This window comes from Acrocarpospora corrugata, assembly GCF_009687845.1.
Classification (GTDB): domain Bacteria; phylum Actinomycetota; class Actinomycetes; order Streptosporangiales; family Streptosporangiaceae; genus Acrocarpospora; species Acrocarpospora corrugata.
On sequence record NZ_BLAD01000059.1, the window covers coordinates 67,081 to 85,374 of the forward strand.

Annotated in this window: 15 protein-coding genes; 5 read left to right on the top strand and 10 right to left on the bottom strand. The window is 70.4% G+C overall.

Annotated features, from left to right (window positions below; translation table 11 throughout):
• Positions 1 to 63: 63 nt before the first annotated feature.
• The 6 genes from Acor_RS22850 to Acor_RS22875 all read right to left on the bottom strand — a co-directional run bounded on the left by Acor_RS22850 (position 64) and on the right by Acor_RS22875 (position 5,901).
• Positions 64 to 414: a hypothetical protein gene (locus tag Acor_RS22850; RefSeq protein ID WP_155338761.1), complete on the bottom strand. Its 351-nt coding sequence runs from the start codon at positions 412 to 414 to the stop codon at positions 64 to 66.
• 10 nt (positions 415 to 424) lie between these two features.
• Entirely contained in the window at positions 425 to 1,102 is a 678-nt protein-coding gene (locus Acor_RS22855; protein WP_155338762.1) for a uracil-DNA glycosylase, read from the bottom strand.
• Between the two features lie 72 nt (positions 1,103 to 1,174).
• Positions 1,175 to 2,038, bottom strand: a complete 864-nt coding sequence (locus tag Acor_RS22860) for a carbohydrate ABC transporter permease (RefSeq protein ID WP_155338763.1) — start codon at positions 2,036 to 2,038, stop codon at positions 1,175 to 1,177.
• Positions 2,035 to 3,333: an ABC transporter permease subunit gene (locus tag Acor_RS22865; RefSeq protein WP_422664827.1), complete on the bottom strand. Its 1,299-nt coding sequence runs from the start codon at positions 3,331 to 3,333 to the stop codon at positions 2,035 to 2,037. The genes Acor_RS22860 and Acor_RS22865 overlap by 4 nt, the downstream gene beginning before the upstream one ends.
• A 4-nt stretch (positions 3,334 to 3,337) precedes the next feature.
• The gene (locus Acor_RS22870) at positions 3,338 to 4,657 is read right to left on the bottom strand and encodes an ABC transporter substrate-binding protein (RefSeq protein WP_155338764.1); all 1,320 of its coding nucleotides are present in this window, start codon (positions 4,655 to 4,657) and stop codon (positions 3,338 to 3,340) included.
• Between the two features lie 2 nt (positions 4,658 to 4,659).
• Positions 4,660 to 5,901, bottom strand: coding sequence for an ABC transporter substrate-binding protein (locus Acor_RS22875; protein WP_246238989.1), 1,242 nt, complete (start codon positions 5,899 to 5,901; stop codon positions 4,660 to 4,662).
• Positions 5,902 to 6,020: 119 nt separating this feature from the next.
• On the opposite strand from Acor_RS22875, the gene Acor_RS22880 reads away from it, so the two are divergent.
• Genes Acor_RS22880 through Acor_RS22890 form a run of 3 tightly spaced genes read left to right on the top strand, consistent with a single transcriptional unit; the run spans position 6,021 to position 9,501 of the window.
• Positions 6,021 to 6,530, top strand: coding sequence for a PadR family transcriptional regulator (locus tag Acor_RS22880; RefSeq protein ID WP_155338766.1), 510 nt, complete (start codon positions 6,021 to 6,023; stop codon positions 6,528 to 6,530).
• On the top strand, positions 6,527 to 7,261 hold the full coding sequence (locus Acor_RS22885; protein ID WP_155338767.1) for an ABC transporter ATP-binding protein: 735 nt from the start codon (positions 6,527 to 6,529) through the stop codon (positions 7,259 to 7,261). The genes Acor_RS22880 and Acor_RS22885 overlap by 4 nt, the downstream gene beginning before the upstream one ends.
• A complete protein-coding gene (locus Acor_RS22890; protein WP_155338768.1) occupies positions 7,258 to 9,501 on the top strand; it encodes an ABC transporter permease in 2,244 nt (747 codons plus the stop codon). Before Acor_RS22885 ends, Acor_RS22890 begins: the two co-directional genes overlap by 4 nt.
• On the opposite strand, the gene treS is transcribed toward Acor_RS22890, so the two are convergent.
• Both treS and Acor_RS22900 read right to left on the bottom strand, forming a co-directional pair.
• On the bottom strand, positions 9,498 to 11,141 hold the full coding sequence (gene treS / locus Acor_RS22895) for a maltose alpha-D-glucosyltransferase (RefSeq protein ID WP_246238998.1): 1,644 nt from the start codon (positions 11,139 to 11,141) through the stop codon (positions 9,498 to 9,500). The genes Acor_RS22890 and treS overlap by 4 nt on opposite strands.
• A gap of 174 nt (positions 11,142 to 11,315) precedes the next feature.
• On the bottom strand, positions 11,316 to 13,001 hold the full coding sequence (locus tag Acor_RS22900) for an asparagine synthetase B family protein (RefSeq protein ID WP_155338770.1): 1,686 nt from the start codon (positions 12,999 to 13,001) through the stop codon (positions 11,316 to 11,318).
• A gap of 107 nt (positions 13,002 to 13,108) precedes the next feature.
• On the opposite strand from Acor_RS22900, the gene Acor_RS22905 reads away from it, so the two are divergent.
• On the top strand, positions 13,109 to 15,028 hold the full coding sequence (locus tag Acor_RS22905; RefSeq protein ID WP_155338771.1) for a glycosyltransferase family protein: 1,920 nt from the start codon (positions 13,109 to 13,111) through the stop codon (positions 15,026 to 15,028).
• Positions 15,029 to 15,047: 19 nt separating this feature from the next.
• On the opposite strand, the gene Acor_RS22910 is transcribed toward Acor_RS22905, so the two are convergent.
• Positions 15,048 to 15,824 carry an SAM-dependent methyltransferase gene (locus tag Acor_RS22910; RefSeq protein ID WP_155338772.1) on the bottom strand — a complete coding sequence of 259 codons (777 nt, stop codon included), beginning with the start codon at positions 15,822 to 15,824 and terminating at the stop codon, positions 15,048 to 15,050.
• 110 nt (positions 15,825 to 15,934) lie between these two features.
• The gene (locus Acor_RS22915) at positions 15,935 to 17,209 is read right to left on the bottom strand and encodes a cryptochrome/photolyase family protein (RefSeq protein WP_155338773.1); all 1,275 of its coding nucleotides are present in this window, start codon (positions 17,207 to 17,209) and stop codon (positions 15,935 to 15,937) included.
• Positions 17,210 to 17,338: 129 nt separating this feature from the next.
• On the opposite strand from Acor_RS22915, the gene Acor_RS22920 reads away from it, so the two are divergent.
• Positions 17,339 to 18,253 carry a MerR family transcriptional regulator gene (locus Acor_RS22920; protein WP_155338774.1) on the top strand — a complete coding sequence of 305 codons (915 nt, stop codon included), beginning with the start codon at positions 17,339 to 17,341 and terminating at the stop codon, positions 18,251 to 18,253.
• The last annotated feature ends 41 nt before the right edge of the window (positions 18,254 to 18,294 follow it).

Consider the following 18,294-nt stretch of genomic DNA (forward strand, 5'->3'; position numbering starts at 1 on the left):
GTCGCATGACCGTCGCATGACAACGGGGCGGCCCTGGAACGGGCCGCCCCGGTGCCTGGCGAATCAGTGGTCGTGGTCGTGGTCGTGATCGTGGGGGTCGTCCTCGTCGTCGTCCTCAAGGGTCCCGTCGGAAGGCTCGACGCCGAGCATCGCCTCCCGGGGCTCGACCTCGTCGATGTGGTCGACGAGGCTGAGCACGTGGTCCGGCTCGATCAGCCACTGCAGGGCCGCCGCACCGGTCTCATCGCCGTTGACCAGCTCAATCTGCTCCTGGCGCTCAGCGGCGTCCAGATCGGCTTCGGGGTGACGGATCTCCTTCAGCGCCGCGGCCTGGAGGGCGGCCACGTCCGTGACCTCTACGACAAGATCTACCGTCAACCGCAGATAGCGTCCGGTGTCCGTTGCATCGCTCATGGTGGTGATCCTAGGGGAGCTTCCACTCGACCGCGGACCCGCCCTGCTCGGTCAGCAGGGCGTTGGCGCGGCTGAACGGGCGGGAGCCGAAGAAGCCGCTGCGGGCCGACAGCGGGCTCGGGTGCGCCGACTCGATGCACGGCACCTGGCCCAGCATCGGCCGCAGGTTGCGGGCGTCCCGGCCCCACAGCACGGCGACCAGCGGGCCGCCGCGCTCGACCAGCGCGTGGATGGCCTGCTCGGTGACCTCCTCCCAGCCCTTGCCGCGGTGCGAGGCGGGCTTGCCCGGCATCACCGTGAGCACCCGGTTGAGCAGCAGCACGCCCTGCTCGGTCCACGGGGTGAGATCCCCGTTGGAGGGGGTGGGCAGGCCGAGGTCGGCCGTGTACTCGGTGAAGATGTTGCGCAGGCTGCCCGGCACCGGGCGGACGTCGGCGGCGACCGAGAAACTCAGGCCGACCGGGTGACCCGGCGTCGGGTAGGGATCCTGCCCGACGATCAGCACCCGCACGTCGGCCAGCGGCTGCTGGAACGCGCGGAGCACGTTCGGTCCTGACGGCAGGTACTGCCGGCCTTCGGCGATCTCCTGCCGCAGGAAATCGCCCATCGCGGCTATCCGCCCGGCGACGGGCTCCAGGGCCGTGGCCCAGCCGGGTTCCATGATCTCGGGTAAGGGACGTGCTGTCATGGTCGCGGAGCCTATCGACCGGGTACGACATCGCGCGGACGAATCCGCCGCACGATGTCGTACATTTCCGGCCTACTTCCCCGAACCGGCCAGCAGACCCTGCACGAAGTACCGCTGGAAGGCGAAGAACAGCACCAGCGGGATGATCAGCGACAGGAACGCGCCAGGCGCGAGGATGTCGATGTTCGTCCCGAACTGCCGCATCTGCGATTGCAGTGCCTTCGTCATCGGCTGGTTCTCCGTGTCGGCGTACACCAGGGCCACCAGCAGGTCGTTCCAGACCCACAGGAACTGGAAGATGCCCAGCGACGCGATCGCCGGCTTGGCCAGCGGGAAGACCACGGTCGCGAAGATCCGCCATTCCGGCGCCCCGTCCATCCGGGACGCCTCCAGCAGCTCCCGCGGGATGCCCGCGAAGAAGTTGCGGAGCAGGAAGATGGCGAACGGCAGCCCGAACGCCACGTGGAACAGCACCACGCCGGCGATCGAGCCGAAGATCCCCACCGCGCCGTACAGCTTCGCGATCGGGATGAGCGCGATCTGCACCGGCACCACCAGCAGCGCGATGACCACCAGGAACAGCGCGTCCCGCCCGGGGAACTCGATCCAGGCGAACGCGTACGCCGCCATCGCCGCGATCCCGATCACCAGCAGCGTGGCCGGCACGGTGATCAGCACCGTGTTCCAGAACGACGAGCTGAACCCGGAGGCGAGCAGGTTGCCGTAGTTCTCCAGGGTCAGCTGCGCCGGTTTGGCGAACAGCGTCCACCAGCCGGAGGAGTTGTTGTCCGCCTCGGCCCGCAGCGAGACCACCAGCAGCCCGAGGGTCGGCACCAGCCAGAAGATCGCCACCAGGATCAGCAGGACCTGGAGCACGCCGCCGCCGAACCGGTCGATCAGCCGGGCCGGGCCGCGCTGGAAGGTCGCGTCGCTCATCGTTCGTCCCTCCGGAACCTGCGGATGTTGAAGGCCATGAACGGCAGCACCAGCAGCAGCAGGAAGATGGCCAGCGCGCTGCCCATGCCCTGGTTGCCGCCGCCGCCGAAGGAGACCCGCCACATCTCCAGCGCGACCACGTTGGCGTCGGGCTGCACCGAGCCGGGCGCGATGATGAAGACCAGGTCGAAGACCTTCAGCACGTTGATGATCATCGTGACGAAGACGACCAGCAGGACCGGTGACAGCAGCGGCACGGTGATCTTGCGGAACACCTGCCATTCGGTGGCTCCGTCGATCCTGGCGGCCTCCAGCGCGTCCCTGGGGATGGCCGAGAGCCCGGCGGCGATCAGCACCATCGCGAAACCCGCCCAGACCCAGACGTACGCGCCGATGATCGCCGGGGTGATCAACGCCGGGCCCAGCCAGGTCACCCCGGTCGAGGAGGCGGTGAAATTCGACTGAGGCAGGCGCAGCAGGTACGAGCCCGAGGTCAGCTCGTCGAACCGGAAGCTGCCGTCCGCCTCGGTCCGCGTGGCAGCGCGGACCGTGTCGCCTTCCACCGCCTCGACGGTCACCCCCGCCAGGCCCCGCTCCTGCGGGTCGATCGCGCCGACCGTGCCGCCGCCCCCGCGGACGGTATCGATCCAGATCGTCCCGGAGAGCCCGGGGCCGGCGGCGGCGGGCCGCGCGGCGGTGAAGCCGGCGACCGCGTCGGGGCTCAGCCCGACCAGCGGGATCAGCGCCGGCGTCCCGGGCTGGACCTGCTGCTTGGTCACGACCGCACCCTCGCGCAGCGCCGCGGGCGCCGCGTCGTTCTCCCGGGGGCGGGCCCCCGGGTAACCCTGGTCGCCGGAGAAGACGCCCTGCACGGTCGTGATGATCGCGTTGGCGACGCCCTTGTCCGGGTCCTGCTCGTAGACCAGGCGGAAGATGACGCCGGCGGCCAGCAGCGAGACGGCCATCGGCATGAACAGGACGAGTTTGAACGCGGTCGCCCAGCGGATCCGCTCGGTCAGCACCGCGAAGATCAGCCCGAGCACGGTCACCACCAGCGGCGCGACCACCACCCAGATGATGTTGTTGCGGATCGTGACGAGGGTGGCAGGATCGCTGAAGATCGCGCCGTAGTTGGCCAGGCCGACGAAGGCGTTCCCGCTCGCGTCGTGCACGCTCCTGGAGATCGAGTAGACGATCGGGTAGACCATCCACGCGGCCAGCAGGAGCACGGCGGGTGCCAGGAAGACCCACGCCATCGCCGGAGAGGGCCCCAGGCGGGCTCGGGGGGCGGCCACGGCCTTACTCCTTGTACGTCTTGGCGGCGTCGGCTTCGAGCCTGTCCTGGACGCCCTTGATGTCGGCCGGGTCGCGGAGGAAGTCCTGGAGGTGCTTCCACTCGCCCTTGCCGTCGGTGCCGCCGAAGGCACTGGGGGCCAGGTCGGACATGTCGTAGCGGACCGCCTCACCGGCCGAGATGATCGTCTGGGCCAGCTGGCGGGTCAGCTCGCTCGGGTAGTTGTCCGGGGAGACGTTCCGGTTCGGCGACAGGTAGCCGGGCAGCTTGGCCCAGATCTCGCCGCCCTCTTTGGAGGCCAGGAACTCCAGCAGCGCCATCGCGCCCTCGGAGTCCTTCAGCGCCACCGCGATGTCGCCGCCGAGCACCACCGGCGTGGTGTCCCCCACCGTCGGGAACGGCATGATCTTGGCGTCCTCGCCGATGGTCGCGCCGGACTGGGCGGCGGCGGAGGCGACGAAGTCGGCCTCGATCACCATGGCGGCCTTCTTCTCGCCATACACCTGGGTGACGCAGGTCGGGAAGTCGGTCTGCAGCGCGCCGGACGCGCCGCCGAGCACGAAGTCCTGCTTGCCGAAGATCTGCGCCATCTTCTGCAGCGCGGTGGTGACCGAGGGGTCGGTCCACGGCAGCTGGTGTTTGGCCAGCTTGTCGTAGTTCGCCGGGCCCGCGCTGGACAGGTAGACGTTCTCGAACAGGTCGGTGAGCGTCCAGCCGGAGGCGCCGCAGAGCGAGAACGGCGGGGTGCCCGCGTCGGCCAGCGTCTGCGCGGTCTTGCCGATCAGGTCATCCCAGGTGCTCGCCTCGGCAGCGCCGGCGTCCTCGAAGGCGGCGGTGCGGTACCAGATGAGCGACTTGTGGGCGGCCTTCACCAGCACGCCGTAGACTTGGCCGCCGGCCGAGCCCAGCTCCTTCCAGTACGGCGTGTAGTTCTCGTCGATCTGCTTGCGCACGTTCTCGCCCAGCGGCTTGAGCGCGTTCATGTCGGCGTACTGCTGGACCAGGCCGGGCTGCGGCAGGATGGCCACGTCCGGCGGGGTCTTGGCCTCGATCCGCGGGCCCAGGTAGGCGCCGGTGTCCTCGCCGGTGCCGGCGTACACGACCTCGGCGCCGGTCTTGGCCGTGAAGGCGGCCAGCACCTGCTCGAAGTTGGCCTGCTCCTCGCCGGTCCACTTGGCGGCGACCTCGATCTTGACGCCGGCCAGGGGTTTGGCGGCGGTGGCGGTGGGGGCGGCCGCGGAACCGGACGGGTTCGAGGGCGTGGCTTCGCCCCCGCAAGCAGTGACAGCCAGTGCGGCTATCAACAGGATTGCGGGTTTACGCATGGTTATCCTCCTGAGCGGATGACCTCGCCAAGTTGTCGCTTCAGGTCGGCGACGGTCTCCTGGACGGGGGTCGTGCCGGAAAGTGCGCCCGATACGGCGCTGGAGATGGCCAGGCTGACCTGGTTGTAGTTGGCCGTGACCGGCCGTGGCCTGGCGGTGAGAAGGGCTTCCTTGAGCACCGGCAGGTACGGGAAGCGTTCGATCAGCGCCGGGTCGTCGTAGAGCTGGGTCCACACCGGCGGGAAGGAGCCCTCGGTGAGGACGAGGCGCTGGTTTTCCAGGCCGGTGAAGTAGCGGATGAAGTCGATCGCCGACTGCTGCCGGCGGGAGAACGCGCTGACGGCCAGGTTGGTGCCGCCGAGCGAGCTGGAGCCCGGCCCGTTGAGGCCGGGCAGGCGGGTGACCGCGAACTTGCCCGCCACCGCGGAATGGGTGGCCGGGCCGTACGCGGGGGGCCAGTTGCGGGCGAACAGCAGCCGCCCCTCCTGGAAGGCGAGGCGGGACTCCTCCTCCTTGAAGGTGAGCGCCTCCGGCGGGATCCAGCCGTCCTTGATCCCGTCGACCAGGAAGTCGAGCGCGGTCGTGGCGACCGCAGGATCCATGGTGACCTGCCGTGCGTCCGGGCTGAGGATCGCTCCGCCCGCGGACTGCACGGCCTCCGCGAAGTTCACGGTCAGCCCCTCGTAGGGGAGGAACTGCCCGGCGTAGCCGCCGATCCCGTGCTTGCGCCCCAGCCGGACGGCCTGGTCCCGCAGTTCGGCCCAGGTCCGCGGCGGCTTCTCCGCGCCCAGCAGGTCGGTGCGGTAGTAGAGCAGCCCGGCGTTGCCGGTGTACGGCACCGCCCACAGCTTGTCCTGGTACACGGCGGTGTCGACCACCGGCGGCAGGAACTCGGCCAGCGGGAACGCGCCACGGTCGAGCGGCACGATCCAGCCCGCGTCGGCGAACTCGGCGGTCCAGACGACGTCGAGCCCGAGCACGTCATACCGGTCGCTGTGCGCCTGCAGGTTGGCCACCATCTGGGCCCGTTGCTCGTCGGCCGCTTCCGGCAGTTCGAGCAGCGTCACCGGCTCGGCGGGGTGTGCCGAGTTCCAGCGGGCCAGCAGGGGGCGGAGATAGGCGGTGGTGTCCCGGCCGATGGCGAGCGTGATGGGCCCGGCCGCCGACGGTTCGCCATCGGGCACGCCGAGCGCCGAGCAACCGGCCACCAAGGCGACCAGCAGCGGCAGCGATCGACGCGGCACTTTTCCTCCACATGAACTTCGGTTTACATTCGTGTTAGGTAGATGCATGCATGTTATGCATAGCGCTAATGTGGACGTCAACTGGCAATTTGGTAACGACGGGGCGCGGAGGTGGGTGGGTGCGGCTGCCACTGCTGGCACTCTTGGCGAAGGAACCTGCCCATGGATACGAGCTGAAACAGGCCCTGGAGCAGACATTCGGAAATGCCTACCCGTCCCCGAACATCGGGCAGATCTACGTCACCCTCGGCCGCCTGGAGAAGGACGGCCTGGTCAGGGCCGTGGACGTGGAGCAGTCCAACCGGCCGAACAAGAAGGTCTACTTCCTCACCGCCGACGGCAGGGAGGCGCTGGAGACCTGGGTCGACGAGCCTACCGAGGGCCCGCGCGTCCGGGACGAGTTCTTCATGAAGCTGGTGCTCGCTCCGCTCACCGGCATCGCCGACCGGATGGCGCTGATCAACCGTCAGCGCCGGCACTACCTCTCGCTCATGCGTGATCTCACCGAACTCGCCGAGCGCACCGACCCGGGGGATCGGGTCGCTCTCCTGCTGATCGAAGGGGCGACCCTGCACCTGCAGGCCGACCTCGACTGGCTGGAACGCTGCCAGGAGGACCTCGTGTCATGACTGTTCTGCGCACGCTCAACCTGGTGCGGATCTACCAGAACGGGGGTGTGCCGGTGCCTGCCGTCCGGGGCGTGGACTTCACCGTGGAGGCGGGCGAGTTCGTCGCGATCATGGGCCCGTCCGGGTCGGGCAAGTCCACGCTCGTGCACATGCTGGGCGGTCTCGACCAGCGGACCAGCGGCGAGATCTGGCTGGACGGCAAGCGGGTGGACACGCTGTCGGAGAGCGCGTGGGCCGTGCTCCGGCGGCGGAAGATCGGCTTCGTGTTCCAGTTCTACAACCTGGTCACCAACATGACCGTGGCCGACAATGTGGAGTTGCCGGCGCTGCTGGCCGGGATGTCGTCCCGGGAGGCGCGGGAGCGGCGGGAGTATCTGCTCGGCGAACTCGGGCTGACTGAGCGCGCGTACGCCGCGCCGGCCGAACTGTCCGGCGGCGAGCAGCAGCGGGTCGCGCTGGCCCGCGCGCTCGCCAACGGCCCCCGGCTGCTGCTGGCCGACGAGCCGACCGGCAACCTGGACAGCAGGAATACCCGTGACGTGCTGAAACTCCTCGGCGAAGTGCACGGCAACGGGCAGACCGTGGTGGTGGTCACGCATGACGCGAAGGTGGCCAGCAAGGCCGACCGGGTGGTGACGCTGTCCGACGGCATGATCGTGGACGACGCGTCGATGCGCCGCCGCAGGTTCCCGCCCGGGTCGGCGGGCGACGTCGTGGAACTGCACGGATGATCGCCGAGTGGCGGTGGATCCGGGCGGATCTGCGGGCCCGGCGGGTGCAGGCCACGCTGACCGTGCTGGCGGTGGCGGGCATCGTGGCCGCGCTGGTGACGGCGGCGACGCTATTGGAGGAGGGGACCAATCCGTGGCGCGGGCTGTTCACCCGCGGGCATGGCGGGCACATCTGGATCCACAGCAAAGACGCGCCCGATATTTCGGCATTGCGGCAGCTGAACGGGGTTACCGAGATCGCCGGGCCATACGTCAGCGCGCCCGCGACGCTGGCCAGGGGCGGCCGGAAGGTGCCGGTCGCCCTGCAGGAGGCCCCGGCGAGCCTGCCGAAGGTGGCCACGCCGCTGCTGGTCGAGGGCCGCTGGCTGGACCCGGCCGACCCCGGCGGGGTCGTGGTGGAGCGCTCGTTCGCGGCCGCCACCGGGCTGCGGCCCGGCAGCGCGTTCCCGGTCACCGGCCTCAACGGCGCCACCCACACGCTGTTCGTGAAGGGCCTCGCCGAGAGCGGTGACCAGGGCTTCTACCCCGAGTGGACACCCGGCCTGGCGTGGACGCTGCGGCCGACGCTGACCATGGTCGAGCCCGCGCCCGGCCGCACCGAGACCGTCACCGGCCTGCGGCTGGCCGACCCCGAGGACACCAACCTGGTCGTCCAGCAGTCGATGACCACGCTGGCCGGGCAGGTCCAGCGGGTCTCCACCTGGCGGGAGGTGCGGGCCTCGATGGAGCTGGACAACCGGCTGCTCGGGCTGCTGCTGGCCCTGTTCGGCGCGGCCGGGCTGGTGGGGGCGGCGCTGGCGCTGGCCAACGCGACCGGCGGCCGGGTGCTCGGCCAGCTGCGCGACCTGGCCACCCTGAAATCGCTCGGGTTCACGCCCCGGCAGATCGCCGCCATGCTGCTGGCCGAGCACGGCCTGCTGGGCCTGCTCGGCCTCGCGATCGGCCTGACCGCCGGACGGGTGATCACCACCGCCGCGCTCCAGGTCCCGCCGTCCCTGACCCAGCTGGCCGCGATCGGCCTGGGCACCATCCTGGTCGTCCTGGTCGCGGTCTGGCTGCCCGCCTGGCGCGGCGGCAGGACCGCCCCCATCCCGGCCGCCCCGGCGATCCCGCCGCACGGCCGGCTGTCCCGGCTGGCCCGTCTCGCCCTGCTGGTACGGCTCCCGCCCGCGCTCGTCCTCGGCACCAGGGACGCCTTCACCCGCCGCGTCCCCGCCATCCTGACCAGCGCAGGGCTGGCCCTGCCGATGATGATGATCACCATCGGCCTGGGCTGCTGGGCCACCCTCGACGACTTCACGAAAAATCCGGCCAAAGTCGGTCAGGCGGCGGCGTTATCCGTACGCCCCGGAAACCTCACCGCCGACGAGACCCGCCTGCGCGCCCTGGCCGACCCCGCCGTGACGGCCGCCTACCCCGGCGTCGACCTGGACGCCCTCGTCCCCTGGCAGACCAGAACCGTACGGACCAGGGCGCTGGGCACCTCCACCGCCCCCTACCCGTTCCACGTCGCCGAAGGCCGCATGTTCCGCGAACGCGGCGAGGCCGTCGCCGGCCAGGGGCTGCTCGACCTGCTCAGCGTCCGCGTCGGCGACCGGGTCAGGCTGACCATCGGCGGCACCCCGCTGATCGTGCACATCGTCGGCCGCGTCATCGAACCGGAGCAGGACGGCGAGGTGCTCTCCTTCGGCATCGACACCCTGGCCGCCAAGGACGCCGTCCCGCCGCACTACTTCGCCCTCGTGCTGACCGACGGCGCCGACCCCCAGGAGGTCAGGGCCCGCCTCCAGGGCCTGGAGGTCACCCAGGCGGTCAACCCCGCCGACCGCCTCGCCGTGATCCGCGTGATCATCGTCGCGCTGGTCGTGGTGCTGGCCCTGATCGGCCTCACCAACCTGCTCACCGCCGGCGCGCTCGGCCGCCGCGACCACCTCCGCGACCTGGCCGTCCTGCAGGCCATGGGCCTGACCCCCCGCCAGGTGATGGCCACCCTGGTCACCGGCACCGGCATCCTGGCCACGCTCGGCGTGCTGGCCGGCACGGCGGCCGGCACCCTGCTGTCCAGCACCCTGATCGACTGGGAGGGGCACGGCAGCGGCGTGGGCGCGGGGATCGGCCGCGCCCCGACCCCCGCCGCCCTCGCCGCCGCCGTGCTGCTCGCGGTGGGCGCGGCCCTGCTGGTCGCCCTCATCCCGGCCCGCCGCGCCGCCAGGGCCCGGGTGCCGGTGACGGCGGGTTAGCCCCGCAGGGCGAACCAGTAGAAGCCGTGCCCCGGCAGGGTGAGCAGGTAGGGCAGCTCCCCCACCGTCGGGAACGGCACGCCGCCCCGGCATTCCACCGGGGTGAGGCCGTGGAACCTGCGCAGGTCGAGTTCGACCGGCTGCGGGTGCTTGGACAGGTTGTTGACGCAGAGCACCCGGTCCTCGCCGTCCTCGCGCAGGAAGGCGAGCACGGCCGGGTTGGGCGACCACAGTTCGATGAAGTCGCCGGTGCCGAAGATCGGGTGCTGGCGGCGGATCTCCAGCATCTGCCGGGTGAACTGGAGCAGCGAGGACGGGTTCTGCTGCTGGGCCTCCACGTTGACGGACGGGAAGCCGTAGATCGGGTCCATCACCGCGGGCAGGTAGAGCCGGCCGGGGTCGGCCTGGGAGAAGCCGGCGTTGCGGTCGGGGCTCCACTGCATCGGGGTGCGGACCGCGTCCCGGTCCTCCAGCCAGATGTTGTCGCCCATGCCGATCTCGTCGCCGTAGTACAGGACCGGCGAGCCGGGCATGGACAGCAGCAAAGCGGTGAACAGCTCGATCTGGTCCCGGTCGTTCTCCAGCAGGGGGGCCAGCCGCCGCCGGATGCCGAGGTAGGCCCGCATCCGGGGGTCCTTGGCGTACTCGGCGTGCATGTAGTCGCGTTCTTCCTCGGTGACCTGCTCCAGGGTGAGCTCGTCGTGGTTGCGGAGGAAGATGCCCCACTGCGCGGTCTCCGGCAGCTTCGGGGTGCGCGACATGATCTCGGAGATGGGTTCCCTGTTCTCCCGCCGTACCGCCATGAAGATGCGGGGCATGAGCGGGAAATGGAAGGCCATGTGGCATTCGTCGCCGCCGGTCAGCGGGTCGCCGAAGTACTCGACCACGTCCTCGGGCCAGCCGTTGGCCTCAGCCAGCAGGACCCGGTCCGGGTAGTCGGCGTCCACCACGGCGCGGACGCGCTTGAGGTAGGCGTGCGTCTCGGGCAGGCCGGAGCAGTCGGTGCCCTCCCGCTCGAACAGGTACGGCACCGCGTCCAGCCGGAACCCGTCCACGCCCAGGTCCAGCCAGAACCTGAGCACGTCCAGCATGGTCTCCTGGACGACCGGGTTGTCGTAGTTGAGGTCGGGCTGGTGGTGGAAGAACCGGTGCCAGTAGTACTGGCGGCGGACCGGGTCATAGGTCCAGTTGGACTCTTCCGCGCCGACGAAGACGATGGGCACGCCCTCGTAGGTGGTCGGGTCGTCGGTCCAGACGTAGAAGTCGCCGTACGGGCCTTCGGGGTCCTCGCGGGAGGCCTGGAACCACGGGTGCCGGTCGCTGGTGTGGTTCATCACCAGGTCGGTGATGACCCGCAGGCCGCGCTGGTGGGCGGCCTCGATCATGGCGGTGAAGTCGGTCAGCTCCCCGAACTCCGGCAGGATCTTCATATAGTCGGAAATGTCGTAACCGCCGTCGCGCAGCGGGGACTGGTAGAGCGGCAGCAGCCAGAGGCAGTCGACCCCGAGCCACTTCACGTAGTCCATCTTCTCGATCAGCCCGCGCAGATCGCCGGTGCCGTCGCCGTTGGAATCCTTGAAGCCGCGGACGAGAACCTCATAGAAAACGGCCCTCTTGTACCAGCCGGGGTCAGGTGACATCTGGGTGTCAGGAACCGGCTCTGGGCGTGGCGAAGCAACTGTCATCGAACATCGCTTTACGGGGGAGGAGGATTGTTCAAGCCCGCAGCTCAGAGCGGCGCTGGGCAGAAGGTACCACCTGACCAGGCTTGACAGAGAACGGTTACGTAGCCCTTACTGCGGGTTTTCCGGCGTTTACGTGCGGCTACCCGGAGTTATCTCACCAGCGCTCCAGGGAGGCGTGAGGTCCCCCAGAACGTCCTCGTAGTCGGCCAGCCAGGAACCGAAAAGCACTAAACCGCGCAGCCAAAACCGGGAATTCCATGATCCGAACGCGGCCAGCGCGTCCGGTCCCGCCTGGACCACGTCCAGCATCTGCGGGGCCATCAGGCCCGGGATGCGCGCGGCCTTGAGCAGCATGGCGTGGTTCCACTCGCGGGCGGCCGGGCCAGCCGAGCGCAGCGGCACCCGCCGGTGCGGCAGCGCGCCGTTGGTGGAGGGCAGCGCGGCCACCCTCGGGTTGGCGGCGCGCAGGATCTCCCGGTAGAACCGCCCGCCCTCCTTCCTGGCCACCGGCACCGACAGCGCGGCGTCGAAGAAGTCCGGGTAAAGAAAAGGGAAAATCGGGGTCGCCTCGGGGCCGACCAGGTTGACCGGGGAGCGGGCGATGCCGCGCGCGGTCCTGGTGTGCAGCACGCTCAGCGGCAGTTCGCTGCGGTGCCCGCGCAGCATCGAGGTGGCCTGGTCGAAGGCCAGGCCGACGGTGTCGTCCATCCAGGCGCTGGCCCGGTCGCCGAGCACCGGCTGGTGCGGGTCGCCGGTGGCGAGCGCGGCCAGCAGGGCCCTGCGCCGGTCCTGGCCGGTGCCCGCGACCACCGCGTCGGCGGTGATCAGGAAGTTCTTCATCAGCGGGCCGCCCGCCAGCCCGTCCACGACCGGCCGCCCGGCTTTGTGGACCTCCCGGGCGAACGGCGAATACCAGGCGTGGTGGCTGGTCAGGTACTCCAGCCGGCGGGCCGCCCAGCGCGCCTCGTCCGGGTAGTCCTCGGCCCGCTGCGGCACGATCCGGTGCTCGATGCCCAGCTCGCGGGTGATGTATCCGGCGAAGTCGAGGTCGTTGTCCAGGCCGTCGTCCGGGCTGGTCGTCCAGGACACGATGTCCTTGTGCTGGGCCACCGCCACGCCGGCCAGCAGCCGCGAGTCGTACCCGCCGCTCACCGGCACCAGCACCTGCTCGTACGGCTTGAGCGCCTCGTGCAGCAGCGCCACGATGTCGCCGCCGGTGACGCCGCGGTCGAACGGCTCCTCGCGCACCCAGCGCGGCGCCCGCCGGTCCACGCCCAGCCGCCCCCGGTCCCGCGACCAGCTCAGCGCCGTCGCCCCGGGCAGGCGCTTGACCTGCGCGTACGGAGTGTCCTCCAGCAACGGATAGGTGAGCTTGAAGATCGCCGCCCAGGCGTTCCAGTTCACCTCGTACGGCCGCCGCGCCAGCGCCAGCAACGGCTCGATCAACCCGGAGAAGTACACGGCGTCGCCGTCGGTCAGGTAGTAGACGTCGATCAGCCCGAACGCGCCGGTGTGCAAAGTGACCGCGGCCGGCGCGTCGATCAGCCCCGGCGCCTCGAACGTCTCGGCCACCCGCAGCCAGTCCCCGCCGCCGATCGGCTGCCGGTCACCCCAGGCGAAGGCCGCCAGGGTCGGCCCGCTGTCGTACGGCGTCAGCGGCCCGGAACTCAGCACGGCCGCGTCCCTGGTGACGTACGCGGTCTCGACCGGGGGCCCCGAGCGGGCCAGCAGATCCAACCGGGACTGGTCGAAGGGCCCGAATGCGCCACACACATATGGCCTGGCCAGGAATGTCGGCCACTCACCTCTGCGCATCGTGTGTCCCTCCCGATCGGTATTCCGACGAGTTTAAGGAGGTGAGGGGTGCGCTTGGTGCCGTATTGACGTCTTCCGACGCCCGGTATGCGGATATTGTGACCGCTATGAGTGAGCTGGAGAGCGTCCGGCGGGCCTTGGCGCAGGCGGTCGAGCAGGCCGCGGGCGCCGCCGAACTGGCCCGGCTGCTCGTCGAATACCAGGCGCGACTGGACGAGGCCGCCAAGTCGGAGGCCGACGCCCTCACCAGGGCGAAAGTGGCCGAAACCCGGCTGAAGACCTCGGAACGGCAGGCCGCGCAGCTCGCCAAGGCCCTCGCCGAGCAGCGTTACCTGACCGAGGTGGCGCAGTGGAAGCTGGAGTCGGTGCAGAGCAGCCGCTGGTCCCAGCTGGGCGACGCGATCCAGACCAAGAACCCGGGCACGGTGGCCAAGACGCTCAAGGCTCCCGTCAAGAAGCGTCCCGCGCCGAAGCGGTCCGACTTCAAGCCGGACCCGGTGAGCACGGCCGACCTCAGCGTGGCGCCGGTCGCGCCCGCCCCCGCGGGACCGGCGGTGTCCGCGCCGCTGGCCGAGGCGTTCGTGGTGCCGAAGGGGCCGCTGGTCCGGCCGTACCTGACGGTGGCCGCGATCGTGGACCGGCAGACCGAGGCGCTGATGCGGTACGAGTGGCGGCAGGTCACCAACTTCGGCCCCGAGAACTGGCAGGCCATGCTGGATGAGCACCAGCCGCACGTACTCTTCGTCGAGTCGGTGCGGCCGGGGCCACGCCAGGGCAACGGCGGGCGCTGGCTGGAGGCCATGGGCGGCCAGTCGCGCGCGCTCCGCGACCTGGTGGAGGCGTGCAAGAAGCGCGGCGTGAAGACCGTGTTCTGGCACTCCTCCGGTTCGGTGGGCCGGTCCTACCCGGCGGCCGAACTCTTCGAGCACGTGCTGGCGACCAGCGAGGCCCGCGCCCGCGAGTGGCGCTCGGCCCTGCGCCACGACCGGGTCGGCGTGCTCCCGCACGCGGTGCAGCCCCGCGTGCACAACCAGATCCCGGCCGAGGGCGGGCGGACCGGCGAGATCCGCACGCTCGGCATGGTGGACGGCGAATACGAGCCGCTGCCCGGCCAGGGATCCGACAAATCCACTTATGACGACGTGCTGGTCGCGTACCGGCGGCCCGCGCTGGTGCTCGCCGGCGTCGACGCCGACCCCCGGGTGGTCGCCGAGATCGAGGCGTGCGGCACGCCCGTCCTGAACCTGATCGGCACCAAGCCGCCCGAGCTCCTCGACGACACCGCCCCCAACGCCCATCTGGCCTGGCGCGCGACGACGGCGGTCACCCCGCTGCTGGACCCGATCATGGACGTGCTCGGCGTCCCGAGCGTGCGCAACAGCGGCGTGGTGTCCGCCATCGCCGCCGTGGCGAGCCCCGCCGAACTCGACCACCTGGTCGGGCAGCTGGCCCGCCAGCGCCGCCGGCCCGAGCAGCTCGTCGTGGTCGCCGACGGCCTGGACGCCGGGCTGGTCGAGAAGTCCTTGCAGCCCCTCGGCCTGGACGCGGTGATCCGCTCGGCCGGCCCGCTCACCCGCGGCGCCGCCCTCGACCGCGCCCTCCGCCTCGCCGACGGCGACTACGTGGCCGTCTTCGACCCCCGCGACCTGTACGGCGAGCACTACCTGGCCGACGCCCTGCGCCACTTCGGCTCCACCGACGCCGAGATCGTCGGCAAGACCGCCTGCTACATCAAGGTCGCCGGCGCCGCCCTGCTCCGCCAGCCCGGCACCGAGCACCGCTACCTGGCCGAGGTGGCCGGCGGCACCGTGATCTCCCGCCGCCAGGCGTTGCAGGATCTCGGTTTCGCCGACCTCACCGACGACTGGGACGAGGTGCTGATGCGCCAGGCCCGCACCGACGCCGTCCGCGTCTACTCGGCCGACCGCTACTCCTACGTCTGTGTCCGCGCCACCGCGGAAGGCAGAATGTTCGGCTCGGCCCAGCTGGAGGGCAACGTCTCCGCCGAATCCCTGGCGCTGCTCTAAACCGACAAGTCCTGAAATTTCAGGACTTGCGGGCGAGGCCGCCCCAGCCCAGCGCGGCGAACCGCCGCAGCACCGCTGGCTCGATGAAGCTGGTGTTGTCCAACTGCTCGAAGTCGCCGAAGAACCGGCTGATCTCCTCGGGCGTCCGGGGGAACAGGCCCCGGCCGCGCGCGGTGGTGTAGGTGCTGTTCACCACCTCGGTGTCCTGCCGGCGCGACTCGGCGATCGACAGGTGGCTGACCACCAGGTAACTCCCCGGGGCCATCGCCTCCCGGATCTTGGCGACCTGGTCGTACGGGTCGGCCACGTGGTGCAGCATTGCGACCATCAGCACGCCGACCGGCTCGGACCAGTCGATCAGGCCGGTCTCGGCCGCCGCCACCGTGATCTTCTCACCGTCGGCCACGTCCGCCTGAACCATGGCGACCCCCGACGCGGTGGCCAGGATGGCCCGCCCGTGCACGCACACCACCGGATCGTTGTCCACATAGACGACCCGCGCGTCCGGAACCAGCCGCTGCGCCACCTGATGCACGTTGTCCTGGGTCGGCAGCCCCGCCCCGATGTCGACGAACTGCCGGATCCCCGCGTCCCGCGCCATGAACCGCACGGCGTCGCCCAGGAACTTCCTGTTCGCCTGGGCGCCCTCCCTGGACTCGGGAAACACCTTCAGAATCTCTGCCACAGCGGCCCGGTCAACGGCGAAGTTGTCCTTACCCCCGAGCATGTAGTCATAGATTCGCGCGGAATTGGGCGTCGTGACGTCCACTCCGCCGGGTGGTTCGCGGTCGACCATGCGCGCAATCGTATCGCGCCCTATGCCCGATTCACCGGCAATGTCTGCCCGATTCGCCGTTCGTCGTGATCACAGGTGCCCAAAATGCCATGTGATCTACAGCATGTATGTCATTGCGGGACAGCCGAGATCGGTGCCGGGTAGCCGGGCACAGGGGATGCGAGTTTCCATGGCTCATGAATGGATTTGTCCGGAATTGAGTTGATTTCCGGGACATAACGGCGGACGTACTCGCCTTCGGGGTCGAACTTTCTGGCCTGGCGGATGGGGTTGAGGGTGCGGTTCGGGCGGGTGTCGTTGCCGGTGCCGGCGACCCACTGCCAGTTGCCGGAATTGTTTGCGATGTCGGCGTCCAGGAGCAGGTCGGCGAAGTGGTCGGCGCCGGTGCGCCAGTGGATCTGGAGGGTTTTGGTCAGGTAGGAGGCGACGATCAACCGGGCCCGGTTGTGCATCCAGCCCTCGGCGGCGAGCTGCCGCATGCCGGCGTCGACGATGGGCAGGCCGGTCAGGCCCTCCCGCCAGGCGTCGGCGGCCTCCTTGTCCTCGTTCCAGTCACGCCGCCTCGGCCGGTAGTCACGCCGGGATATATCGGGAAACGCGTAGGTGACCTGGTGGTAGAAGTCGCGCCAGCACAGCTGGCGGACGAAGTCCTCGTTGCGGGCCGCCAAGCGGGCCAGCTCCAGCGGCGAGACGCACCCGAAGTGCAGGTACGGGCTCAGCCGTGAGGTCCGGTCCCCGGCCAGGTCGTCGTGGCCGGCGGCGTAGCCGGTCAGGCAGTGCCGCAGCCACAGCTCCAGCCGCGGCCACACCCGGCTCTCCCCACCCGGCAGGTACGGCCGCCCCCGCACCCGGGGCAGCACCCCGGGCTCGACCCCGGGCGGCAGGCTGACCTGCTCGGGCGCGGCCACAACCTCCCGCCACCGCGTCACCGTCCAGGCCCGCCAGTACGGCGTGAACACCTGGTAGTGATCTCCACGGCCCGGCTTCAGGAGCCCCGGCGGAACCACCGTCACCCCGGGGAACAGGCGGAACTCCAGCCGTTCGGTCCGGCAGTCGCGGGCCAGCCGCCGTTCCCGGTCCCGGGCGAACGCGCTCACGTCACCGGACGCCCACACCGCGGACGCCCCCACGTCCCGCGCCACCCGGACCGTCTCGGCCACCGGATCCCCCCGCCGTACCACCAGATCGCCGCCGAGGTCGCGGAGCGAGGCGCGGAGGTCGGCGAGCGACTCGGCCAGGAAGCCGGCCCTGCCGCGGTTCTGCACGGCCGGATCGAGCACGAAGAGCGGCACGACGTGCCGGGCCTCGGCGCAGGCGGCGGCCAGCGCCGGATGGTCGCGGACCCGCAGGTCACGGTTGAACAGCACGATGACGGTTTCCACCATGCTTACTCCTTCGGAGACAGTGCGGTCGCGGGTTGCATCCGATACGGGGTTGCGCCCGAAGAGATCAACGAGAGGTGTCCCGGGCACGGCATGATTTGTCATGCACGGAAACCCCGATCGGATGCCTAAATGGACGAACCGCAGGATGGTCTGAGCTACGGGATCGGCGCGGTGGCGCGGCGACTCGGCGTGCCCGCGCCCACCCTGCGCACCTGGAACCTGCGGTACGGGATCGGGCCGAGTTCGCGGAGTCCGGGCGGGCACCGGCGGTACGGCGCGCTGGATCTGACCCGGCTGGAGGAGATGCACCGGCTGATCAAGGCGGGCGCGCCGCCGTCCGAGGCGGCGCAGGCGGCGCTGCGGATCCGGTCGATTCCGGCTGATCATCAGGAACGTGACAGTCCGGCCCGTCCGGCCGGCGACCAGCGGGAACGTTCGGCCGAGCAGGAGGCGGGCCGGCTGGCGCGGGCCGCGATGGCGCTGGACAGCTGGTCGGTGGCCGAGGCGGTGGAGTCGGGGCTGGCCAGGTTCGGGGTCACCGAGACCTGGGATCGGCTGATCCTGCCGACGTTCGCGGTGATCAGCAGGCGGCAGGCGGCCACCGGAGTGGGCGTGGACGTCGAGCACGCGTTCTCGGAGCGGCTGCTGGCCGCCTTCACCGCGCTGATCGGGCGCCCGGCCCGGCCGATCAATCCCCGGCCGGTCCTGCTGGCCTGCGCCGAGGACGAGCAGCACAGCCTGCCGGTGTTCGCGCTGGCCGCCGCGCTGGCGTCGGAGCATTCGGTGGAGGTCAGGGTGCTGGGGGCGCGCACGCCCTTCTCGGCGCTCGGGGACGCGATGCGGCGGCTCAGCCCCGCCCTCGTCTTCGTCTGGTCGCAACTGGCAGAAACCGGGAATCCGGAGCCGCTGACCCGGCTTCCGGTGCTCCGCCCGCCCAGCCCGGTGCTCACCGGCGGGCCGGGCTGGCGCGAACTGCCGCCCGGCATAACGCATCTGACCTCGATGAACGAGGCGATCATGCGGATCGTGGCCCGGCTGCGCTGAACCCTCCCGAATCGTTTGCGTGATTCCCCGCGAGCGGATAT